Origin of the sequence: Taklimakanibacter albus (genome assembly GCF_016595235.1) — a bacterium.
In the GTDB taxonomy this organism is placed as follows: Bacteria; Pseudomonadota; Alphaproteobacteria; order Rhizobiales; family Aestuariivirgaceae; genus Taklimakanibacter; species Taklimakanibacter albus.
The window spans coordinates 1,512,375-1,532,927 of sequence record NZ_JAENHL010000007.1 but is presented as its reverse complement, the minus strand read 5'-3'; the positions used below and the strand labels follow the sequence as shown (position 1 = coordinate 1,532,927).

The 20,553-nt window shown below is 65.0% G+C and carries 19 protein-coding genes; 12 read left to right on the top strand and 7 right to left on the bottom strand.

The genetic code is table 11. The features are described from left to right. Positions 1–107: 107 nt before the first annotated feature. The 12 genes from JHL16_RS18810 (at position 108) to JHL16_RS18755 (ending at position 11,870) form a co-directional block, all read left to right on the top strand. Positions 108–1,082 carry a thiamine pyrophosphate-dependent dehydrogenase E1 component subunit alpha gene (locus JHL16_RS18810; protein ID WP_200186388.1) on the top strand — a complete coding sequence of 325 codons (975 nt, stop codon included), beginning with the start codon at positions 108–110 and terminating at the stop codon, positions 1,080–1,082. 9 nt (positions 1,083–1,091) lie between these two features. Then, positions 1,092–2,108, top strand: coding sequence for an alpha-ketoacid dehydrogenase subunit beta (locus tag JHL16_RS18805; protein WP_200186387.1), 1,017 nt, complete (start codon positions 1,092–1,094; stop codon positions 2,106–2,108). 2 nt (positions 2,109–2,110) lie between these two features. After that, complete coding sequence (locus tag JHL16_RS18800; RefSeq protein WP_200186386.1) at positions 2,111–3,232, top strand: acetoin dehydrogenase dihydrolipoyllysine-residue acetyltransferase subunit; 1,122 nt, start codon at positions 2,111–2,113, stop codon at positions 3,230–3,232. 4 nt (positions 3,233–3,236) lie between these two features. Next, positions 3,237–3,776, top strand: coding sequence for a VOC family protein (locus tag JHL16_RS18795; protein WP_200186385.1), 540 nt, complete (start codon positions 3,237–3,239; stop codon positions 3,774–3,776). Positions 3,777–3,795: 19 nt separating this feature from the next. After that, positions 3,796–4,482, top strand: coding sequence for an amino acid ABC transporter permease (locus JHL16_RS18790; protein WP_200186384.1), 687 nt, complete (start codon positions 3,796–3,798; stop codon positions 4,480–4,482). Next, complete coding sequence (locus tag JHL16_RS18785; RefSeq protein ID WP_200186383.1) at positions 4,479–5,213, top strand: amino acid ABC transporter permease; 735 nt, start codon at positions 4,479–4,481, stop codon at positions 5,211–5,213. Before JHL16_RS18790 ends, JHL16_RS18785 begins: the two co-directional genes overlap by 4 nt. Positions 5,214–5,237: 24 nt before the next feature. Further along, a complete protein-coding gene (locus JHL16_RS18780) occupies positions 5,238–6,056 on the top strand; it encodes a transporter substrate-binding domain-containing protein (protein WP_200186382.1) in 819 nt (272 codons plus the stop codon). Between the two features lie 188 nt (positions 6,057–6,244). Next, complete coding sequence (locus tag JHL16_RS18775; protein ID WP_200186381.1) at positions 6,245–7,465, top strand: diaminopropionate ammonia-lyase; 1,221 nt, start codon at positions 6,245–6,247, stop codon at positions 7,463–7,465. 13 nt (positions 7,466–7,478) lie between these two features. Next, complete coding sequence (locus JHL16_RS18770) at positions 7,479–8,264, top strand: SDR family NAD(P)-dependent oxidoreductase (RefSeq protein WP_200186380.1); 786 nt, start codon at positions 7,479–7,481, stop codon at positions 8,262–8,264. After that, on the top strand, positions 8,261–9,475 hold the full coding sequence (locus tag JHL16_RS18765; protein WP_200186379.1) for a M20 family metallopeptidase: 1,215 nt from the start codon (positions 8,261–8,263) through the stop codon (positions 9,473–9,475). Before JHL16_RS18770 ends, JHL16_RS18765 begins: the two co-directional genes overlap by 4 nt. 46 nt (positions 9,476–9,521) lie before the next feature. Continuing rightward, entirely contained in the window at positions 9,522–10,994 is a 1,473-nt protein-coding gene (locus tag JHL16_RS18760; RefSeq protein WP_200186378.1) for a gamma-glutamyltransferase, read from the top strand. 36 nt (positions 10,995–11,030) lie between these two features. Beyond that, positions 11,031–11,870 (top strand): sulfite exporter TauE/SafE family protein, encoded by an 840-nt coding sequence (locus JHL16_RS18755; RefSeq protein WP_200186377.1) that lies wholly within the window; start codon positions 11,031–11,033, stop codon positions 11,868–11,870. Position 11,871: 1 nt separating this feature from the next. On the opposite strand, the gene JHL16_RS18750 is transcribed toward JHL16_RS18755, so the two are convergent. The 7 genes from JHL16_RS18750 to JHL16_RS18720 all read right to left on the bottom strand — a co-directional run bounded on the left by JHL16_RS18750 (position 11,872) and on the right by JHL16_RS18720 (position 20,359). Then, positions 11,872–13,809, bottom strand: coding sequence for an adenylate/guanylate cyclase domain-containing protein (locus tag JHL16_RS18750; protein ID WP_200186376.1), 1,938 nt, complete (start codon positions 13,807–13,809; stop codon positions 11,872–11,874). 3 nt (positions 13,810–13,812) lie between these two features. After that, entirely contained in the window at positions 13,813–14,457 is a 645-nt protein-coding gene (locus JHL16_RS18745; RefSeq protein ID WP_200186375.1) for a hypothetical protein, read from the bottom strand. Positions 14,458–14,464: 7 nt separating this feature from the next. After that, complete coding sequence (locus tag JHL16_RS18740; protein ID WP_200186374.1) at positions 14,465–15,526, bottom strand: caspase family protein; 1,062 nt, start codon at positions 15,524–15,526, stop codon at positions 14,465–14,467. 297 nt (positions 15,527–15,823) lie between these two features. After that, positions 15,824–16,765, bottom strand: a complete 942-nt coding sequence (locus tag JHL16_RS18735) for an ABC transporter permease (protein WP_246770974.1) — start codon at positions 16,763–16,765, stop codon at positions 15,824–15,826. Further along, entirely contained in the window at positions 16,762–17,835 is a 1,074-nt protein-coding gene (locus tag JHL16_RS18730; RefSeq protein WP_200186372.1) for an ABC transporter permease, read from the bottom strand. Before JHL16_RS18730 ends, JHL16_RS18735 begins: the two co-directional genes overlap by 4 nt. Then, a complete protein-coding gene (locus JHL16_RS18725; protein ID WP_200186371.1) occupies positions 17,832–19,343 on the bottom strand; it encodes an ABC transporter ATP-binding protein in 1,512 nt (503 codons plus the stop codon). Before JHL16_RS18725 ends, JHL16_RS18730 begins: the two co-directional genes overlap by 4 nt. 23 nt (positions 19,344–19,366) lie before the next feature. After that, on the bottom strand, positions 19,367–20,359 hold the full coding sequence (locus JHL16_RS18720) for a BMP family protein (RefSeq protein ID WP_200186370.1): 993 nt from the start codon (positions 20,357–20,359) through the stop codon (positions 19,367–19,369). Positions 20,360–20,553 lie beyond the last annotated feature (194 nt).

The following is a 20,553-nucleotide window of genomic DNA, read 5'->3' as shown; positions in this document are numbered from 1 at the left end:
CGGGATTGAACTTAATTCGCAAAAATCGGGCGGAGGGCCGATCTATCCTCACTGGCAAGAAAAGTTGGTCGCCCTGGCGCTACGGCAGGGCGCTTTGGGAGAACCGAATGACAGGATTGCAGCTTTCGCGCGAGGAATTGCTCAAGGCCTATCGCCTGATGCGCATGATACGCGTCTTCGAGGATCGCGTCAGCGCCGAGATGGCGAGCGGCGACATACCGGGAAACACTCATCTCTATGCCGGCCAGGAAGCTTCCGCCGTCGGCATCTGCCTGCATCTGAGCGAGAGCGACCGCATCGCCTCCACCCATCGCGGCCATGGCCATTGCATCGCCAAGGGCTGCGATGTCGACGGCATGATGGCCGAGATCTTCGGCAAGGATACCGGCATCTGCCGCGGCAAAGGCGGCTCGATGCATATCGCCGACCTCTCCAAGGGCATGCTCGGCGCCAATGGCATTGTCGGCGGCGCGCCGCCGATCGCCTGTGGCGCGGCGCTCACGTCGCAGATCCTCGGCCGCAATGATGTGTCGGTGGCGTTCACCGGCGACGGCGGCATCAACCAGGGCACCACGGCCGAGAGCATGAATCTCGCGCAGGTGTGGAAGCTGCCGGTGATCTTCGCCGTCGAGGACAATGGCTTCGGCGAGGCGACGGCGAGCTCCTTCGTCGTCGCGGGCGAGATCACCAAACGCGCCGAAGCGCTCGGCATGGCCTTTGCCAAGGTCGACGGCGTCGATTTCTTCGCCGTGCATGAAGCGGCGGGCGAGGCGGTGGAACGGGCGCGGCGCGGCGAAGGCCCGACGCTCCTTCATATCGAGACGCCCCGTTATTACGGCCATTTCAGCGGCGATCCGGACAATTACCGCACGGCGGAAGAAAAGGCGGCGATGCGGCGCGACCGCGATTGCCTGCCGCGCTTCCGCCGCCGCGTCACCGAGGCGAAGCTTCTCGGACTTGACGAGCTCGATAAGGTCGATGCCGAGGTCCAGGCGGCGATCGACCAGGCCGTTGCCTCGGCGCGCTCGGCACCCCAGCCGGCGCTCTCCTCCCTCACCACCGATGTCTATGTCCGTTACTGAGCAGCATTCATGGCACAGAAATCCTTCCGTCAGGCCTTGAACGAGGCTCTCCATCACGAAATGCGCCGCGATCCGAATGTGATCGTGCTCGGCGAGGATGTCGCCGGCGGCTCGGGCGCCTCCGGCCAGAAGGACGCCTGGGGCGGCGCCTTCGGCGTCACCAAGGGCCTTCTCGGCGCCTTCGGTCCGTCGCGTGTACGCGACACGCCGATCACCGAAAGCGCCTTTGTCGGCGCCGCCGCGGGTGCGGCGATGACCGGCCTGCGTCCCGTCGCCGAGATCATGTTCGTCGATTTTCTCGGCGTCTGCTTCGACCAGATCTTCAATCAGGCGGCGAAGTTCCGCTACATGTTCGGCGGCAAGGCGGTGACGCCGCTCGTGATCCGCGCCACCTATGGCGCCGGCACACGCTCGGCGAGCCAGCACAGCCAGGCGCTCTATCCGATCTTCACCCATGTGCCGGGCCTCAAGGTGGTGATCCCGTCATCGCCCTATGACGCGAAGGGCCTGCTCATCCAGGCGATCCGCGACAATGATCCGGTCATCTTCCTCGAGAACAAGGTTCTCTATGACACGGTGGGCGAGGTGCCGGACGGTGCCTATACGGTGCCCTTCGGCGAGGCGCATATCGTGCGCGAAGGCGGCGACGCCACCATCGTGGCACTCGGCCGCATGGTGCATTTCGCCCGCGAGGCAGCCGAGATCCTCGCCGCCGAAGGCATCGACTGCACGGTGCTCGATCCCCGCACCACATCGCCCCTCGATGAGGATACGCTCCTTGAGATGGCGGAAGAAACCGGCCGCGTGGTGATCGTCGATGAAGCCAATCCGCGCTGCGGCATGGCCGCCGACATTTCCTCGATCATCGCCGAGAAGGCGTTCGGCGCGCTCAAGGCGCCGATCATGAAGGTAACGGCGCCGCATACGCCCGTGCCTTACGCGCCCAATCTCGAAGCCGCCTATATTCCCGACGCCAAACGTATCGCCGACGCGGTGCGCAAGGCGGTCGCCTTCAAGAGGTCATGACGATGAGCGACCGCATCCAGGCGATCACCATGCCCAAATGGGGCATGACCATGACGGAAGGCAAGCTCGCGGGCTGGCTCGCCGGCGAAGGCGCCGATATCGCGGCCGGCCAGGAGATCATGGAGGTCGAGACCGAAAAGATCACCAATGTGGTCGAGTCCCAAGGCCAGGGCCGCCTGCGCAGGATCGTGGTGAGCGAAGGCGCCACGGCGCCGGTCGGTGCACTCCTCGCGGTGCTCGCCACCGAAGACGTCTCCGACAGTGATGTCGAAGCTTTCATCGCGAGCTATGCCGACCGCGCGGGAAGTGCAGCGGCCGACGCCGACGATGCGCCGAAGGCGCGTATCGTCCAGGCCGGCGCCCATCGCTTCAAGGTGCTGAGTCTCGGCTCGGGCGGCGTTCCCGCCGTGCTGATCCACGGCTTCGGCGGTGATGGCGGCACCTGGCTCTTCAATCAGGATACGCTGGCACAGAATCGCGCCGTGCATGTGATCGACCTGCCGGCGCATGGCGATTCAGAGCCAACGGTCGCGAGCGGAAAGGTTACCGACATCGCGGACGCCGTGCTCGAGCTTTTCGCGGCACTCGATATCGAGAAGGCCCATCTCATCGGCCATTCGCTGGGCGGCGCCGTGGCGCTCGCCATTGCTGAAACCTCACCGCAGCGCGTTCAATCGCTGAGCCTCATCGCGCCGGCCGGCATCGGCGCGGAAATCTCCGCCAATTACATCGACGGCTTCCTTGCCGCCGAGCGGCGCAAGCCGATGAAGGACGTGCTGTCGCTGCTCTTCGCCGATCCGCAAGGCATGAATGCCGAAATGGTCGAGAATGTGCTGCGTTTCAAACGCCTCGACGGCGTGCCTGAGGCGCTCGCCGCCATCGCTGGACATCTCATGGCCGACGGCAAGCAGATCATCGACCTGCGTGCGATCCTCGACGGCAAGATCCCGGCGCTTATCGTCTGGGGTGAAGCCGACCAGATCATTCCGGCAAGTCAGAGCGACGGCCTGCCGGCGGGCGTCGACGTGGCGCGGCTGGCCGGCGCCGGCCACATGCCGATGATGGAAGAGGCGGCGCAGGTGAATCGTCTCATCACCGCCCATCTCGGCAAGGCGGAGGGCTGAGCCTATGAGCGCCAGACCGCTGCAAGGCCTGCCGGGACTGCGCGGCACCGAGCATATCGGTCTCACCGTTCCCGATTTCGACGCGGCGGTCGATTTCTTCGTGCGCGTCATCGGCTGCGACTTCATCCTCGATGGCGGCACGTATGCCGATCCTGACTTCATGGAGCGCCAGATCGGCGTCGACCGCAAAGCGCGCTTCCGCTGGGGTTTCGTGCGCTGCGGCAACGGGCCCAATTTCGAGATCTTCGAATATTCCGCCCCCGACCAGGCCGAAGCGCCGCCGCGCAACAGCGACATCGGCGGGCATCATCTGGCTTTCTATGTCGACGACATCGAAGCTGCCGTCGCGCATCTGAAAGCCCATGGCGTCACCGTTCAGGGCGACATCCAGAAAATCGAGGAGGGACCGGCGGCGGGATCGCTGTGGATCTACTTCCAGAGTCCCTGGGGACTGCAGATGGAGCTTGTGAGCTACCCGCAAGGCAAGGGCCCGGAAGGTTCGCCGGCGCGCCGGCTCTGGCATCCGGGCCGGCCGGGGCAGTGAGCATGGCGGAGCGCCGGCCATGATCGATTATGATTTCCTGAGATCGCTCGATTTCTCGATCGTCTGGAAATACCTGCCGGTGCTTATTGCGGGTCTCGGCACGAATATCCTTCTGACGGCGATCGGCTTCATCTGCGGCGGCGTCGTGGTCGGCACGTTGCTGGCGCTCGCCAATCTGTCGCCAAATCGTTTCATCAGCTGGCCGGCCTGGATCTTCGTCGAATTCTGGCGTTCGACGCCGCTTCTGGTGCAGGCCATCTGGGTGCATTTTGCCGTTCCCGGCATCACCGGCATCTCGATGACGCCGTTCCAAAGCGGCTCGATCGCCCTCATCTTCAATGTCGCCGCTTATTGCAGCGAGATCATCCGCGGCGGCATCGGCGCCATCGGCAAAGGCCAGTTCGAGGCGGCGAAGTCGCTGGGCCTGCGTTTCTATCCGACCTGGCGGCTCGTCATCCTGCCGCAAGCGGTGAAGCTCATGCTGCCGCCGCTGGTCGGCACCACGATCAGCATCTTCAAGGCGACGACCATCCTCTCGGTGCTCGCCATCGATGATCTGATGCGCACCGCGAGCCGGCTTTCCTCCAGCACCTTCCAGCCGGTCGAAATCTATACGACGGCGGCGGTACTCGCTTTCATCGTCGGAGCCGCCATCACTTTCGCCGGCTACGCCGCCGAGAAGAGACTGAAGCGGGGGATGGCATGAGCTTCGATCTCGGCCTCGTCCTGCGCAATGGCGGCACGCTTCTCGACGGCGCCCTGGTCACGCTCGCCATCGCGCTGGTCGGTGCGCTCGTTGCGGTGTTCGGCGGCGCTCTCATCTGCGCCGCGCGCATTTCGAAGAATGCCGTCCTCAGAAGTATCGCCCGCGGCTACATCCTGTTTTTCCGCGTCACACCGGAAGTCGTTTTGATCTTCTGGGCCTATTATTGCGTGCCGTTGATCTTCGCCACCAAGGTCTCGGGCTTCTGGGCCGGATCGGTGGTGCTCGGCCTCATCGGCGCCGCCTTCCTTGCCGAAATCTATCGCGCCGGCATCGAATCGGTGCCGCGCGGACAAGTCGAGGCGGCGCATGCGCTGGGCCTGCCGTCCTTGCCCAAATGGGGGTTCGTCATCCTGCCGCAGGCCCTACGCCTGTCGATCGCGCCGCTGGTCAACTATTTCTCCGAGTTCCTCAAGAACACGACGCTCCTGTCGGCGATCGGCGTCGCCGATCTGTCGCTCCAGGCCTATCTGCTCGGCGGCCAGACCTATCGCTATATCGAATTCCTGTCGGCCATCGCCGTCGTCTATTTCTTCATGATCTTCCCGGTCATCCTGTTCGCCCGCCGGCTCGAAGTCCGGCTCGGCCGGCCGGGCAAACGCGAGCGCAGCCGTAGCGGCTTGCTGCCCAAGCTGTCACGACCGACCCCGCAATCACGCCTGGCCAATCCCTGACAACAACAGACGGAGGAAACTGACATGAAAGCCTTACTGAAAAAATGGAGCCAATGCGCGGCACTCGTCGCGACGCTGGTCACCTTTGCCGCCGCACCGGCCTCGGCCGATCTCCTGAAGGAGATCCGTGATCGCGGCGTGTTCCGCGTCGGCATGGCGGAAACCCAACCCTGGCAGGCGCCGAACCCTGAGACCGGCACCTATGAAGGCATCAATGTCGAGCTCGCCGAGCGCGCCGCCAAGATCATGGGCGTCAAGCTCGAGATCGTGCCGGCCACCTGGGCGACACTCGTGCCGGGCCTCGAGGCCAATCAGTTCGACGCGGTCTTCGCCAATCTCTTCGCCACGCCGGAGCGTGCGCTGGTCGTCGACTTCACCGAGCCCTATTTCACCTTCGGCTTCCATGTGGTCGTCACGGCCAATTCGAAGATCCAGTCGCTCGCCGATCTCGACTCGCCGGATGTCACCTTTGTCGGGCAGAGCGGCACGGTGGAGGAGAGCTATCCGAAAGAGATGTTCCCCAAAGCCAAGGTGCGCGGCGTGCTGACCAATGACGTCGCCGCCTGGATCAGCGAAGTGGCGTCCGGCCAGGCCGATGCCGCTTTCCTCGATCCCGGCACCTATCGCCTGCTCAAGGCCAAGAACCCGGCCTTCGAACAGCGCCTGCGCGTTCTCAATGGCGAGGATGCGCTCCTCAAGCCGGTCGGTCTTGCCTATGCGATCCGCGCCGGCGAGCCGCATTTCCTGAACTTCCTGAACACATTCCTCAGCGACGTCGTGCGCAATGGCGAGAATGTGAAGCTGCGCGACAAGTGGTTCGACGCGCTGGCCAAGCGCCAATAACGCTCAAACTGCCGGGCGTCTTCCAACCAAGACGCCCGGTGCCGACTAGAGCGCTTCCCGCCAAAGTTGCTCGACTTTGGCGATAAGGAAGCGCTCCAGATAATAGCTTTTCGAGCCTTTTTACCCACTTTGATCGAAGCGGTCCGCTTCGATCAAAGTGGGAAAGGCTCTGTAAATGGGAATATAAGATGCAACTTCAGCGGTACTCCGCGCTGGCGGTCCATAATGCTCATGGCGACCGGGCGCGTCCTTACAGTGACACGGAACGGCACGTGCTGAGCCAGGACGGCTTCCGCATAGCGAAGGCCGAAATCAGCGCCTGGCCGGGCTACAGGCCGACGCCACTCATCGCGCTCGCCGGGCTCGCCGGAAGGCTCGGTGTCGGCACGGTGCTTTATAAAGACGAAGGTCAGCGGCTCGGCCTCAAGAGCTTCAAGGCGATCGGCGGCGCCTATGCGGTGCTGACCGTGCTGAAGGATCATCTCGCCGAGAAACATGGAATCAAGGACGCGGCGGTCGCCGATCTGGTGGCCGGCAAATACCGCGACCAGGTCGCCGACGTCACGGTCGCCGCCGCCACCGACGGCAATCACGGGCGCTCGGTCGCCTGGGGCGCGCAGCTGTTCGGCGCCAATTGCGTGATCTATCTGCACAGCCATGTCAGTCCGACGCGCGAGCGCGAGATCGCCCGTTTCGGCGCCAGGATCGTACGCGTCAAAGGCCATTATGACGACTCGGTGCGCGACTGCGCCGCCGATGCCGTCAAGAATGGCTGGGTGCTGGTCGCCGACACCTCGTCCGACCCCAAAGCGCGTGTGCCCTCGCTCATCATGCAGGGTTATTCGCTGATCGCCGATGAAGTGCTGAAGCAGACGGAAACGACCGGACGGCCGACCCATGTCTTCGTCCAGGCCGGCGTCGGTGGTCTCGCCGCTGCTTTCGGTGCGCATTACTGGGACCTTTTCGGCACGGACCGGCCACGCCTCATCGTCGTCGAGCCGATCCAGGCCGATTGCGTCTTCCGCAGCATCGCGGCCGGCAAGCCGACCATGGTGCCGGGCGACACCAATACCGTCATGGCCTGCCTCGCCGCCGGCCAGGTCTCGGCGCCTGCCTGGGTGGTGATGCAGCATGCGGTCGATGACGTCCTGGCGTTGCCCGAGGACGCCGCACCCGACGCCATGCGTATCCTGGCTGCCGGCATCGATGGCGATCCCGCCATCGTCGCCGGTGAATCGGGCTGCGCCGCGACGGCGGGCTTGATTGCCGCCGCGCTCGATCCGAAGCTCAAGGCGGCGCTTGGTCTCGACGCGAAGTCGCGGGTGCTGGTGATCGGGAGCGAAGGAGCGACGGATGAGGATGCCTATCTGCGGATCGTCGGCCGGACGTCGGATGCGGTCGCAGCCTGAAGGGGAGGTGTAGATGAGCGGGTTGCTTGAGGGAAAGACGGCTTTCATCACCGGTGGTGCCCAGGGAATCGGGCTTGCCGTCGCCGAGGCCTATCTGAAACATGGCGCCAAGGTCATCGCCGCCGATATCGACAAACGCGCCGTGGCCGACGCGCAAAGCCGGCTCGCGTCGCTCGCCGGCGACCGTGCCCGCGTGGTCGAGCTCGACGTCACCAGTGAAGACGCGACCGAAGCGCTGGCCGACCGGCTGTTCAAGGATGGCGGCGTCGATATCGTCGTCCCCAATGCCGGCATTCTCGTCCTCAAGCGTGCCGTCGATTTTGATCTGCCGACCTGGCGGCGCGTCCTCGACATCAACCTGACCGGCGCTTTCGTCACCGCGACATCCTTCGCAAGGCGGATGGTGCCGCAAGGCCGCGGCGGGCGCATCATCCTCACCTCATCGCTGTTCGGCCTGCGCGGCGGTGTCGAAAATGCCGCCTATTCGGCGTCGAAATTCGGCATGATCGGGCTCATGCAATGCCTCGCCGCCGAGCTCGCCGCCGACGGCATCCTGGTCAATTGCGTGTGCCCCGGCCAGATGGACACGGCGATGCTCCATAAACTGTTCGACATGCGCGCCGTGCTGCAAGGCAAGCCGGCCGATGAGCTCAAATCCGCCTTCAAGGCGAAGATTCCGCTGGGCGAGCTGGGTAAGCTCGACGATCTCGCCGGCGCCTATGTCTATCTCGCCTCCGATCTCGCACGGTATGTCGTCGGCCAGTCGCTGGTCATCGACGGCGGATGGCAGGTCGGATGAGCGATATCGCCGCGATCAAGGTCTATGCGGAGGCCGAACGCGCGGCATTGCTGGGCCTTTGCGCCGAGCTCGTCGCGGCGCCGAGCCCGCAGCCGGTCGGCGATACGACGGAGCCGATCGCGGTTCTCACGAGAGTTCTGCGCGATGCCGGCCTCGCGCCGGAGATCCGCTGTATCGATCCGCGCAAGCCCAATATCGTCTGCAGCTTCGAAGGCGCCAAGCCTGGGCCGCATCTGGTGCTCAATGGCCATGTCGACACGCTCAATCCGGGCGATGAAAAAGCCTGGTCGGTGCCGGTCTATGCCCTGTCGCGCCGCAATGGCCGTATGAGCGGGCTCGGCATCGGCAATATGAAAGCGGGCAGCGCCGCGCTGACCATGGCCTTCATCGGCCTTCATGCGCGCCGCGCCGCGATCGCCGGGCGCGTAACCTTGACACTCGTCTCCGACGAGGTGGTGTTCGGGCCGGCGGGCTCGGCTTTTCTTCTCGATCATGACGACACGCTCACCGGTGATTTCCTGATCAATGCCGAAGGACCGGGCGCGATGAATCTCGCGGTCGCCGAAAAGGGCCTGCTGTGGCTCAGCATCGAAGCGACCGCGGCGCCGGGACAGGGCATGCTGACGCGTACCGGCTCGTCGGCCATTGCGCGACTCGCCCGGCTTCTTGCCGAGATCGACGGCTGGAATGATGAGACTGTGACACCGCCCGACGGCATGTCGGCGCTCGTTCGTCATGCCGGCGCGCATGGCCTGCGGCTCTCGGTCAATGCCGGCAAAATTCAAGGTGGCGATTTCGTCAGCCAGGTGGCGGTGAGGGCCACGGCCGAGGTCGATTTCCGCGCGCCACCCGGCCTCACCATCGAGACGATCGAAAAACGCGTGCGCGATCTGGCCGAGACAATCGGCGGCATCACCGTCACGCGGATCAAAGGCTGGAATCCGAACTGGACGCCGATCGAGCATGCTCTGCCGCAAGCGATGCTGGCCGCGAGCGCCGCGCTGCGTGACAAACCTGCTGCTCCGGTCGTGCGCCTGCCGGCGAGTGATGCCATGCGCTGGCGCGCGCGCGGTGTGCCGGCGATCTGCTTTGGGCCGCAAGCCGAACTCGCTTCCGGCATCGACGACTATGTCTTCGAAGAGGACGTGGTCGATTGTCTCGCTATCTATATGGCCGCGGCGCTTTCGCTTCTCGGCGCCAAGCGGTCCTGACGGAGTTTCGATCGTGAATGCTAAATCTCAAAACTCTGGCAGTACCTTGATCGGTGACGCTTTCGCCTCGCGCGAAAGGCCGGTGCTCACCGGGCGGACCGGCGCCGTCGCCGCCGCCGATCCTTTCGCCGCCGCGGCGGCCCAGGAGATCCTCACGCTGGGCGGCAGCGCCGTCGATGCGATGATCGCGGCGCAGGCGGTGCTGGCCGTGGTCGCGCCCGATGCCTGCGGCCTCGGCGGCGACATGCTCTGCCTCATCCGCGAACCCGGCGGCAAAGTGCTCGCCGTGAACGGCACCGGCGCTGCGCCGAAGAAGCTCGGCCGCGTCACCACCGATGGCGGCGCCAGCGTCACCGTGCCCGGCATGGTCGATGCGTGGGCCGTGGCGCTCGAACGCCATGGGCGGCTTTCCTTCAATCGCGTGCTGGAGCCGGCGGTCCGTATCGCCCGTCTCGGCATGCGCATGCCTGTGGCGCTCAAGCGCGCGGCGGAAATCCACCGTCCGCGCCTCGAGCGTTACGGCGCCGGACAATGGGGCCTGCTCAATGCCGCGGCGGGCGATCTCGTCATCCAGAACGAGCTCGCCATGACGCTCGACCGCATCGGCAAGGAGGGGGCGGGCGCCTTCTATCGCGGCGACTGCGCCGAAGCGATCGCCGCCGCCGTCAAGGCACAAGGCGGCGCGCTCTCCGCCGGCGATCTGGCGGAGCATCAGACCGTGCTTGCCGAACCGATCGCCGTCCCATTCCGCGGCGCCCGGCTCCTGGTGCAGCCGCCGATCTCGCAAGGTATTCTCCTCGCCATGGCCGCCAAGGCGTTGTCGGCGTTGGGCGACATCGCGGAGGACCGCCTCGATCATGCGGCAATCGAATTGACCGAAGCGAGCTTCGCCTGGCGCGATCATATCGCCGAGGGCGACAAGCTGCTCAAGAAGAAGCTCACGCTCGATCTCGACAAGTCGGGTCAACGCGGCGGACCCCGCGCATATCTCCACACCGCGGGCATCGCCGTCGCCGACCGCCAGGGCTGTGTCGTCTCGTCCCTGGTCAGCGTGTTCGATGATTTCGGCTCGGCCGTGCTGGTGCCGGAATGCGGCTTCGTTCTCAACAACCGTGCCGGCGGCTTCACCAAGGCGCCCAATGAGGCAGCGCCCGGCAAGCGGCCGGTCCATACGCTGGCGCCAATCCTCATCGAGACCGCGCGCGGACCGATCGCGCTGTCGACGCCCGGCGCCGACGGCCAGGTGCAGACCTTGCTGCAGGTCCTGTCGGGACTGATGATCGAGGGGATCGACCTCGCCCAGGCCATCGGCCGGCCGCGCTGGCGCAGCGAAAACGGTCAGCTGCTGATCGAGGAAAGCCATCCGCTTCGCGCTTTGCTGGCCGGTCTCGGCCACAAGGTGACGCCGATGCCGGACGGCCACATGAAAGCCGGCGCGGTCACCGCCGCCGGTTCGATCGACGGCGTCCCCATCGCCTGCGGCGACTGGCGCCGTAACACCTGGGCCGGGATCGTGTAATCCCGTCGGGTATCCATTCTCTTCAAGGCCTCCACCATGCTCGCCTCGCTCGATCTCGTTCATATGCTGACCTATGCGGCGGCGTTGCTCTTCACCGGGGCGCTGGGCGGCTTCGTCGCGGGGCTTCTGGGGGTTGGCGGCGGCATCGTCATCGTGCCGGTACTGTTCCATATCTTCACGCTGCTCGACATCGACGACGACGTGAAGATGCATCTCGCCGTCGGCACGTCGCTCTCCACCATCATCCTCACCTCGGCGATGTCGGTCAGGGCGCATTGGCGGCGCGGCGCCGTCGATGTCGACATGCTGAAACGCTGGGGCATCGGCATCTTTCTCGGCGTCGTGGCCGGCACCTTGCTCGCGACGCATGTCAAAGGCCCGGTGCTGATGGGGGTGTTCGGCGTCGTGGCGCTCATCGTCTCGTTTCACATGGCCTTTTCGAAACCCTCCTGGCGCCTTGCCGACAAACTGCCCGGCGGCATCGCCGAGCAGGCGATGGCGACCGGCATCGGCGGCGTATCCGCCATGATGGGGATCGGCGGCGGCACGCTGTCGGTGCCGACTTTGTCGCTGTTCGGCTATCCGATCCACAAGGCGGTCGGCACTGCGGCGGCGATCGGCTTCATCATCGGCGTGCCGGGCACGATCGGCTTCGTGCTGAGCGGCCTGGGCGACAGCGAATTGCCGCCTTTCTCCTTCGGCTATGTGAGTCTTCTCGGCCTCGCGCTCATCACGCCCACTTCCATCCTCATGGCGCCGGTCGGTGCCTGGGCGGCGCATGCGCTGCCGGTGCGCGGCCTCAAGCTCGCTTTCGCGGCCTTCCTGTTCGTTACCGCGCTACGTATGTTGTGGAGCGTGCTCGACTTCCTGACGTGAGCTATTTGCTCGTCAGTTCGATCACGCCATCCCAGGCGGTCGGTGGTTTTCGCTCGGCGAGTGGCAGCGTGTAGAGCTTCAGCGGCGCGAGCCGGCCCATGACACGGACCTGTCCGAGCGCGATGACGTCGCTTTCATCCCCGGCCGCCGCCTTCGTGCTCTCGCTCAGCAATATGGTCGTCCCGAGCGCCTTATTGGCGCTCTCCAGGCGGGCAGCGACATTCACCGAATCGCCGATGGCCGTATAGTTGAAGCGCCGCGACGAGCCGATATTTCCGATGACGGCCTTGCCGGTATGGATGCCGATCCGCGTCGTGAGGCTGCCATCCGGGGCGAGGCGGCCCAATTCCTCTGTCACTTCGCGCGCCGCCCTGAGCGCTGCCGTGGCCGGATTGGCGAGCGTGAGCGGCGCGCCGAAAAACGCGACGATGCCGTCGCCGACGAATTTGTCGACATAACCGCCGTGTTTTTCGAGGATGGCGACGACCGTGTCGAAATAGCGGTTGAGGTGCTGGACGATCGCCTGCGGCGGGCGGCCTTCCGAAGAGCTGGTGAAATTGGCGAGATCGGAGAACCAGACGGTGATCTGGCGTTCTTCGCCGCCCAGAGCGGGCGGTGTTTCGGAAGCGACCATCTTTTCGAGCAGGCTCGCCGGCAGGTAATAGCTGAAGGCGCGCCGCAACCGCCGCTGGTTCTGGTCGACCAGCTTGAAGCGGTAGGCCATGAGGATCGCATGGGCGACGGCGCCGCCGAGCGGCGGGTCGAAGAGCGGCACGATCGTCCCGAAACGGAAGGCGATGGTTGCGATCATGATCCAGGCGAGGGCCAGCGCGCCGAAGATGAGGGCCGCGAAATAAGGTTGCAGCGAAAAGGCGAGCGCGCCGGTCAGGAGGCAGGCGGCGGCGATGATGGCGCTCCGGCCGGCCCGGCTGACAACGGCCGGTGTGTCTCCACGAACCAGGTCGTTCACCGCCTGGGCATGGATATAGACGCCCGGCGTGTTGCGCCGGTACAGCGTTGCATCATAGAGGCCATCAGGCACGGGGAGCGCGCAGCGCGGTGTGGCGTAAGGACCTTCCGGCCCGGTGATATATCGGCGCGAGGTCAGCTTGCGATCCTCGACATCGAGCACCGCGCCGATGAGCACGGCCTTGCCGCGAAATTGCTCGGCGATGAAATCGGCCCGACCGGCCTTGATGCAGGCATGAATGTCGGCGAGCGAATAGGTCGGAATGGGATCGCCGCCGCGGAAATTGACATAGGCGCCGAACAGCGCATCGGCCGGAATGCCGCGGTCGCCGAAGCGGACGTCGCCTTTGCCGGCCGTTGCCTCCTTGCCCGTCAGACGCATCGCCAGCTCGAGGGCGAAACCCGCCTCACGATAGTCGCGGCCGCCATCGAGGCCGATGAGGAACAAGGGAAAGCGGCGGACGGCGTCGTCGCGATCGGTCAACAGATTGGCGGCGCGAATATTGGCCCCGCCGACGGCGAGCTCATAGCCCGGATAGGGCGCGACCGCTTTCGTCGTGCTCTGGAATTTGGTGAGCACGATCTTGCCTTGTAACGATGCCTTCTTGAGGGCGACGAGAAAGCTGCGGTCATAACCCGGCAGCACCGTTTGTACCGAGGTCGGAAAGATAATGTCGAGGCCGATCACCGAAGCGTCCGCCGCGACGAGGCCATCGACGACCTCTGCCATCAACGGCGTCCACAAGGCATAGGGCGTGTCCTTGAAGGGCGGCTGGCGATAGGTCTCCTCATCGACCGCGATCACGACGGTCGGCGAGGTGGCGGGCGCCGGTGGTGCCGAGACCTGCTCGCGCAGCCAGAACAGCGAGTCGATGCCGAGGCCATTGAGCCGATCGAAAACCGGCAGCGAGAAAAGCCACGCCACCAGGACGGAGACGATGACCAAGGCAGCCCAGTCACGCGGTTTCATGCGTCAGGGGCGGATCAGGCGCGCGATCAGGGGAACGGGGCCGGCTTTGGCGGTGGGCGCGATGGCGAAGAGAAAGTCCACCTTGGGCCCGCGCAGCCGGTAGATGGCGCCGGGCGTTAGGGAAATGCCGAGCGCCTGCAGATCGAGGCGGGCGCCCGATGCTTCGACATCCTTGGGCGGCTCGAAACTGTCGACCCGCTGGATGATCGCCGGTCCGTTTTCGATCGGCGCGAAAAGCGGCTGCGTCCCATAGCTCGCGGCGAAGGCGGCGAATTTGTCCGTCTCCCGATAGGCGGTGACGCCACTCTCCTGAGCCTGGCCGGACGACAATTTCATGCCGCGGCCCGAGCAATCGATTTCCTCGCGCTGGAGGGCGCCGCCCTTGACCGTGCTCTTCTCGAATCCGACGATGACGCGCCCGCCGGTGATGGTCTCGCGCTGGCATGATTTGAGATAGCTGATGACAAGTTTCTCGTCAGATGCGAGCTCGAAGGCGGTGCCGGCCTCCAGATAATCCATGAGGAAGACGCCGGTACGCTCCGGCGCCTCCTCGACGATGGCGACGGGCTCGCCCGCCTGCACTTGTGGAGAAAAGCCCATGACGAGTGTCACGAACGCGAAGAGGGAGGCGAGGGGAAATCGTGACATTGTGGGATTATTTCGCCGGCGGATTGAAATAGAGCTCCTCGCGCCCAGGCAGCGAGCCGTAAGTGTAGGGCTCCTGCGTGCCATTGGTCAGATCCAGGACGCTGTCCCGGACTTTGCGGAAGAGGAAACCGACTTCGACGCCCGGTTGCCGCAGCTGCTCGATCAGCGCGACGACGAAGGGGCTGTTGCCCGTATCGCCATCGAGCGCGACCTCGCCGGCTTTGGCGGCATAAGCGACGAGCACGCCGCCTTGCGGCTCGACGCGGCTCAGGCCGCGTCCGATCGAGCGGGTGGATGCGACGCGCGTCATTGTCTGCAGGAACGGATTGTTGCGGCAGGCATCGAGAATCACCAGCCGGAATTTCCGGGCGCCGGCCGTCGCCTCGACGACATGGTCGAGCGGCACCGTCTCGAAGAGGACGCGGCGATCCGAATCGAGCTTGGCGTCGACCGGGATGAGATAATTCTGGCCGTCGAGCTCAATGCCATGGCCGGCATAATAGACGACCGCCCAGTCGGCCCGCGCCGCATCATCGGCGAATTCGGCGAGTGCCGCCCAGGTCGCCTGACGATCCAGATCGAGCTTGAGCGTCACCTTTTCAAAACCGAGGCCTGTCAAGGTGTCGGCGATGGCGCGGGCATCCGTCGCTGGATTCTTGAGTACGGGAACGCCCGCATAAGTCGAGTTGCCGATGATCAGGGCTATGCGGCGGCCGAGCGTCTGCTTGTCGGCTGCCGTAACGGGCTCAGCTGGAGGAAGCGCCAGCTTTGCGGTCACGACCGGCTGCGGAGCGGCAGGCTCGAGATTACGGTCGAGCTTGGTGGCCGGTGGTTCCGATTGCATCACGAGCGTGGTCTGATCCGCCTCTGAGGGCAACCGGGCATCACTCTTCTTGAGGACGGCGGGTTCCTTGGATTTCGGCTTCGCTTCAGCGACCTTCTGGACCTGCTTCACCGGCTTCTTGACCGCCGGCGCCTCGGCCTGCTTTCTGGTCGGCGCCGGCTCGGCCTTGGCCGACTTGGCCGGCTTGGTGGACCGGCGCAGGCATGATTCCCGGTCGGGAAACATCTGGCCGCCGCTCCGCCAACCTGCACCGCATGTTGCAGAACGATTGCATGTCCATCTACCGAATTTGTCGATGCCGCCGCAGACCGCGGCCTCTGCGATATGGCTGGATTGGATTGAGAGCACGACTAGCGCCAAAGGCAGCGCCAGGAAAAGGATAATGGCCCTGAAATTCATCCAGCTGCTCCGCCGTCCCATACCCTTGGTTGTACGACCCAAAGGGCACAAACCTATCCTAAAGTAAATAACGAGAAATACAATGCTGGATGAGGTTCGACGCCTCCCGTTTGGGAGGTTTCGTCAGCGCTTTTCGGGGTCGTAAGGCTCCATCAGCGCCGCCGGCGCTGCCGCGAAGCGGGTATTGACGATCACCACGATCAGCGTCGCCACATAGGGCAGAGCGAGAAAGAGCTGATAGGGCAGGTCGACGGACCCGCTGGTCTGGAGGCGGAGCTGGAAGGCGTCGACCGCGCCGAAGAGAAGTGCCGCGCCGGCACAGGCGAAGGGTTTCCAGCGGCCGAGCACCACCAGCGCCAGGCAGATCCAGCCGCGCCCGGAAATGATGCCGAAGGTGAAGGAGCCGAAGGCGGCGAGATTGAGATAGGCGCCGGCGAGCCCGGCAAGCGCCCCCGCCGCCATCAGCGCCAGGATCCGCACCTTGATCGGATCGATGCCGACGCCCGCCGCGGCCTTGGGATTCTCACCGACCGTGCGCAGCGCAAGTCCCGCCGGCGTGCGGAACAGGAAGAAGGCCAGTGCCGGCACCAGAAGATAGGTGATGTAGGTCAGCGCATATTGATTGAAGAGAACCGGGCCGATGTACGGAATGTCGGACAGAAGCGGGAGCGGAATGGTCGAGAAGGGCGTGATGGCGGGCGGTGTGGCGCTTTCACCGAAGCCCAGCCGGTAGCTGAAGAAGACGAGGCCGGTCGTCGCCATGGTGACGCCGAGACCGGCCACCGTCTGGTCGAGCCGCAAGATGACGACCAGCAGCGCCATCAAGAGGCCGATGAGCGCGCCGAGGATCAAGGCGGCGAGGACGCCGAGCCATAGCGAGCCGGTCACATGCGCGGTGGCGAAACCCGCCAAGGCGCCCGCCAGCATCATGCCCTCGATGCCAAGATTGAGAACGCCGGAACGCTCGGCGACGAGTTCGCTCAGCGTGCCGAGCAGCAAGGGCACCGCGAGCCGGATCGCCGCGGCGAAGAAGCCGATGTCCAGAATGATGTCGAGCATGCTCATGAGGCGGCCTCGCGCTTGGGCGACGGACGCCATCTGATGCGGTAGCGCGCCAGCGTCATCGCCACCAGCACGGCGATCAAGGACAGGCCCTGCACCGCATCGGCGATGAAGAAGGGCACGCCGGTCTGGCGCGACATCTCATCGGCGCCGGTGGTGATGGCGGCGAGGAAGACAGCGGCGGGAATGACGCCTACGGCCGAGAGCCGCGCCAGCATCGCCACCACAAGGCCGGCATAACCGAAGCCCGGCGAGATCGAAGCGATGACCTGGAACTGGGTACCGCCGACTTCGCCGGCGCCCGCGAGACCGGCGAGCGCGCCCGACAGCAGCACGGCGAAAAGCGTGATGCGCCCGACATCGAGGCCGGCATGATGAGCGGCCTTCGGATTCTCGCCGACCACTTTCATGGCGAGGCCGAAAGAAGTGCGCTTCAGCACGATGCCGATGCCGATCACGGCGATCACTGCGACGAGGACGCCCAGATGCAGCCGCGTGCCGGCCCAGAAGACCGGGAATTCCGCATCCATCAGGATGTCGGGACTGTCGGTCCAGCCGGTGACGGGATCTTTCCACGGTCCCGACAGCAGCGCCATCATCAGATACATGACGATGAAATTGAGCATCAGCGTGCTCACCACCTCATCGACCTTGAGCCGCGTCTTGAGGAGGCCCGGAATGGCGGCGAGCGCCGCGCCGGCCAGCGCCGCGCCGACGAGCATCGCCGGCACCAGCAGCGGCACCGGTATATCCTCGCGCGCCCCGAGCCAGGCGGCGGCCATGGCGCCGACGAGAAGCTGGCCCTCGCCACCGATATTCCAGAAGCGGGTGCGCAAAGCGACCAGGGCGGCAAGGCCGGTGAGGACGAGCGGGGCGGCGCGCGCGACGGTTTCGGTGATCGCGAATTTGCCGGCGAAGGCCGCCTCGCCCATGATGGCGAAAGCCTGAAACGGATTGGCGCCGGCGATGACGATGAGCAGGCCGCACAGAACGAGGCTGGCGGCGATGGCGGCGAAAGGCATCAGCACCTCGCGCCAGCGCGATGGTGGGCGGGGCTCGAGCGTGATCCTCATGCCGGCGCCTCCACGGCGCCGCCATTCATCGCAAGGCCGATGCCGGCGACGGTCGCCTGCTCCACCGCCATGGCGCAGACGATGGCACTCTCATACATGACCGCGATGCGATCGGAGAGCTGGAAGATTTCATCGAGATCGTCAGAGATCAGCAGGATGGCGCAGCCTTCAGCGCGCAGCCGCATCAGCTCGCGATGGACGAAAGCGATCGCGGTCACATCGAGGCCGCGTGTCGGCTGCGCGATGATGAGGACCTTGGGCTTCAAAGCGAGCTCACGCGCGACGATCGCCTTTTGCTGGTTGCCGCCGGAGAGGAGCCCGATCGGCAGCTTCGCATCGGGGGGCCTGATGTCGTAATCGGTGATCTGCCGCTCGGCGAAAGCCGCCATGGCTTTGCGGTCGAGCCAGCCGAAATGAGCGAAGGGCGAGGCGCCGAAACGCGACAGCACCATGTTGTCGCTGACCGGCAGGGTACCGACGAGCCCGGCGCCAAGACGGTCTTCGGGAATGTAAGCGAGACCTGCTTCCTGCATCCGGCGCGGTGATGCGGCGTTCACCGCCTTGCCGTCGATCCGGATCGTGCCGGCGGCCGGCGACGTCACGCCGGCAATGGCTTCGGCGAAGCGCACCTGGCCATTGCCGGAGACGCCGGCAATGCCGACGATCTCGCCACCTTGGACCTTGAGATCGATGGGGCGTGTCCCTCTGCCGAGCCGCAAACCCGCCAGCTCGAGGCGCGCCGCACCCGTCTGATGCGGTGTGCGGGTGATACGCTCCGGCTCATGGCCGCACATGAGCACCGCGAGGCCGGCATTGGTCAGCGTGCCGTCATTGACCGCGTCCGCCACCACGGCGCCGCGCCGCATGACCACGACCCGGTCGGTGATGGCCCGCACCTCGTTGAGCTTATGGCTGATATAGACGACACCGACACCATCGGTCTTGAGCGCCTTGATGGCGCTGAACAGGCCTTCGGTCTCCTGCGGCGTCAGCACCGAGGTCGGCTCGTCGAGAATGAGGACGCGCGCTTTTCGGAACAAAGCGCGGATGATGTCGAGACGCTGCTTCTCGCCGATCGCGAGATCGCCGACGAGCCGGTCGGGATCGAGCCCGAGGCCATAGGCTGCGGCGATTTCGGCGAGGCGGGCAAGGGCGGCCGTGTGGTCGATAAGGCCGTAGCGGCCGGCAAGGCCCGCCATCAGATTCTCGAGCACGCTGTGGCGCGCCACCACATGGGTGTGCTGATGCACCATGCCGATGCCGAGGGCGATGGCATCCGCCGTCGAGCCGATGACGGCCGGCCGGCCGGCGACGGCGATCGTCCCGGCATCGGGCCGGTAAAGCCCGAAAGCGATGTTCATCAGCGTGGTCTTGCCGGCGCCGTTCTCGCCGAGAAGCCCGACGACCTCGCCCGGCCGCAAGGCGAAATCGACGTCGCGGTTCGCCACCACCTCGCCGAAACGCTTGGTGATGCCGGTAAGTGTGAGAAGCGGTGTGTCGTCAGCCATCGGCACGTTTCGGCGACCGCCGGTCAATCGGTCTTCGTCTCGCTCTCTTCATAGGTCACGGCGAATTTGCCGGCGGCGATGTCGTTCGACTTGGCTTCGATCGCCGCCTTCACCTCGGCCGGCACCTTGTCGGCGAGCGCCGCGTAGTCGGCGAGATAATTGACGCGATGCGCGATGTTTTCGAGTTTGCTGTAGTCCGTGGCGGCGAATTTGCCGCCCTTCACCGCGTCGACCGCTTCCTTCAGCACCGGATAGGGATCCCAGATCACGCTCGAGACCACGACCTTCGGATTGATCGCCGACTGATCGGTCATATTGCCGATGGCCAGCATCTGGCGCTCGGCCGCCGCCTCGATCACGCCGATGCGTTCGGCGAAGACGACATCGACGCCCTGGTCGGCCATGGCGATGGTCGCTTCCTTGGCCTTGGGCGGATCGAACATCGAGCCGATATAGGCGGCCTTCAATTGTATATCGGCTTTCATCTCTTTGGCGCCGGCGCGATAGGCGTTGAGCAAGCCATAGGTCGTCGGCACCGCGATGCCCGCCACGACGCCGATCTTGCCGGATTTGGAGAGGCCGGCGGCGAGCATGCCGCCCAGATAAGCGGCCTCGTAATTCTGGCCATAGAAAGTCGCGAAATTGGGCTCGGTCGGGCCCATGGCGGAGCCCATGGTGAAAGCCGTCTTGCCGTAATTGCGGGCGACGCGCCGGCAGATCTGCTCGGTGCCATAGGCATCGCCGACGATGAGCTCGACGCCTTCCTCGCACCATTGCCTGAGCACGCGCGAGAAATCGGCGGCCTTCACCGATTCCGAATATTTGTAATCGAGATCGGCTTCCTTGGCGAGGCGGGTCATGGCGAGATGGAGCTGGGTGACGAAGGGCTCTTCCATCGGCGTCTCGAAGATGCCGCGGATGCGGACCGAAGCGGCTCTGGCCGCGCCAAAGGGGACCGCTGCCGCCACTGTGCCGAAGGCGGCCAGCTTCAGGACGTCGCGCCGAGTCTTGTGCATCTCTTCCTCTCCCGGTATCGCGGCAGGGTGCCGCGCTGTTCGTTCTTCTTGAGGGAAAGTCTAAGAGGGGCTCCGCGGCGGAATTTCGCGAAACTCGGGGTTTAGCGCAAAAAAACCGCATCGATCGTCGTCCATCACAAAAAATCCGCAAAGTGCCTCGGACTATGCTGGGGCGGTTAAGAACAGGGAGGCCT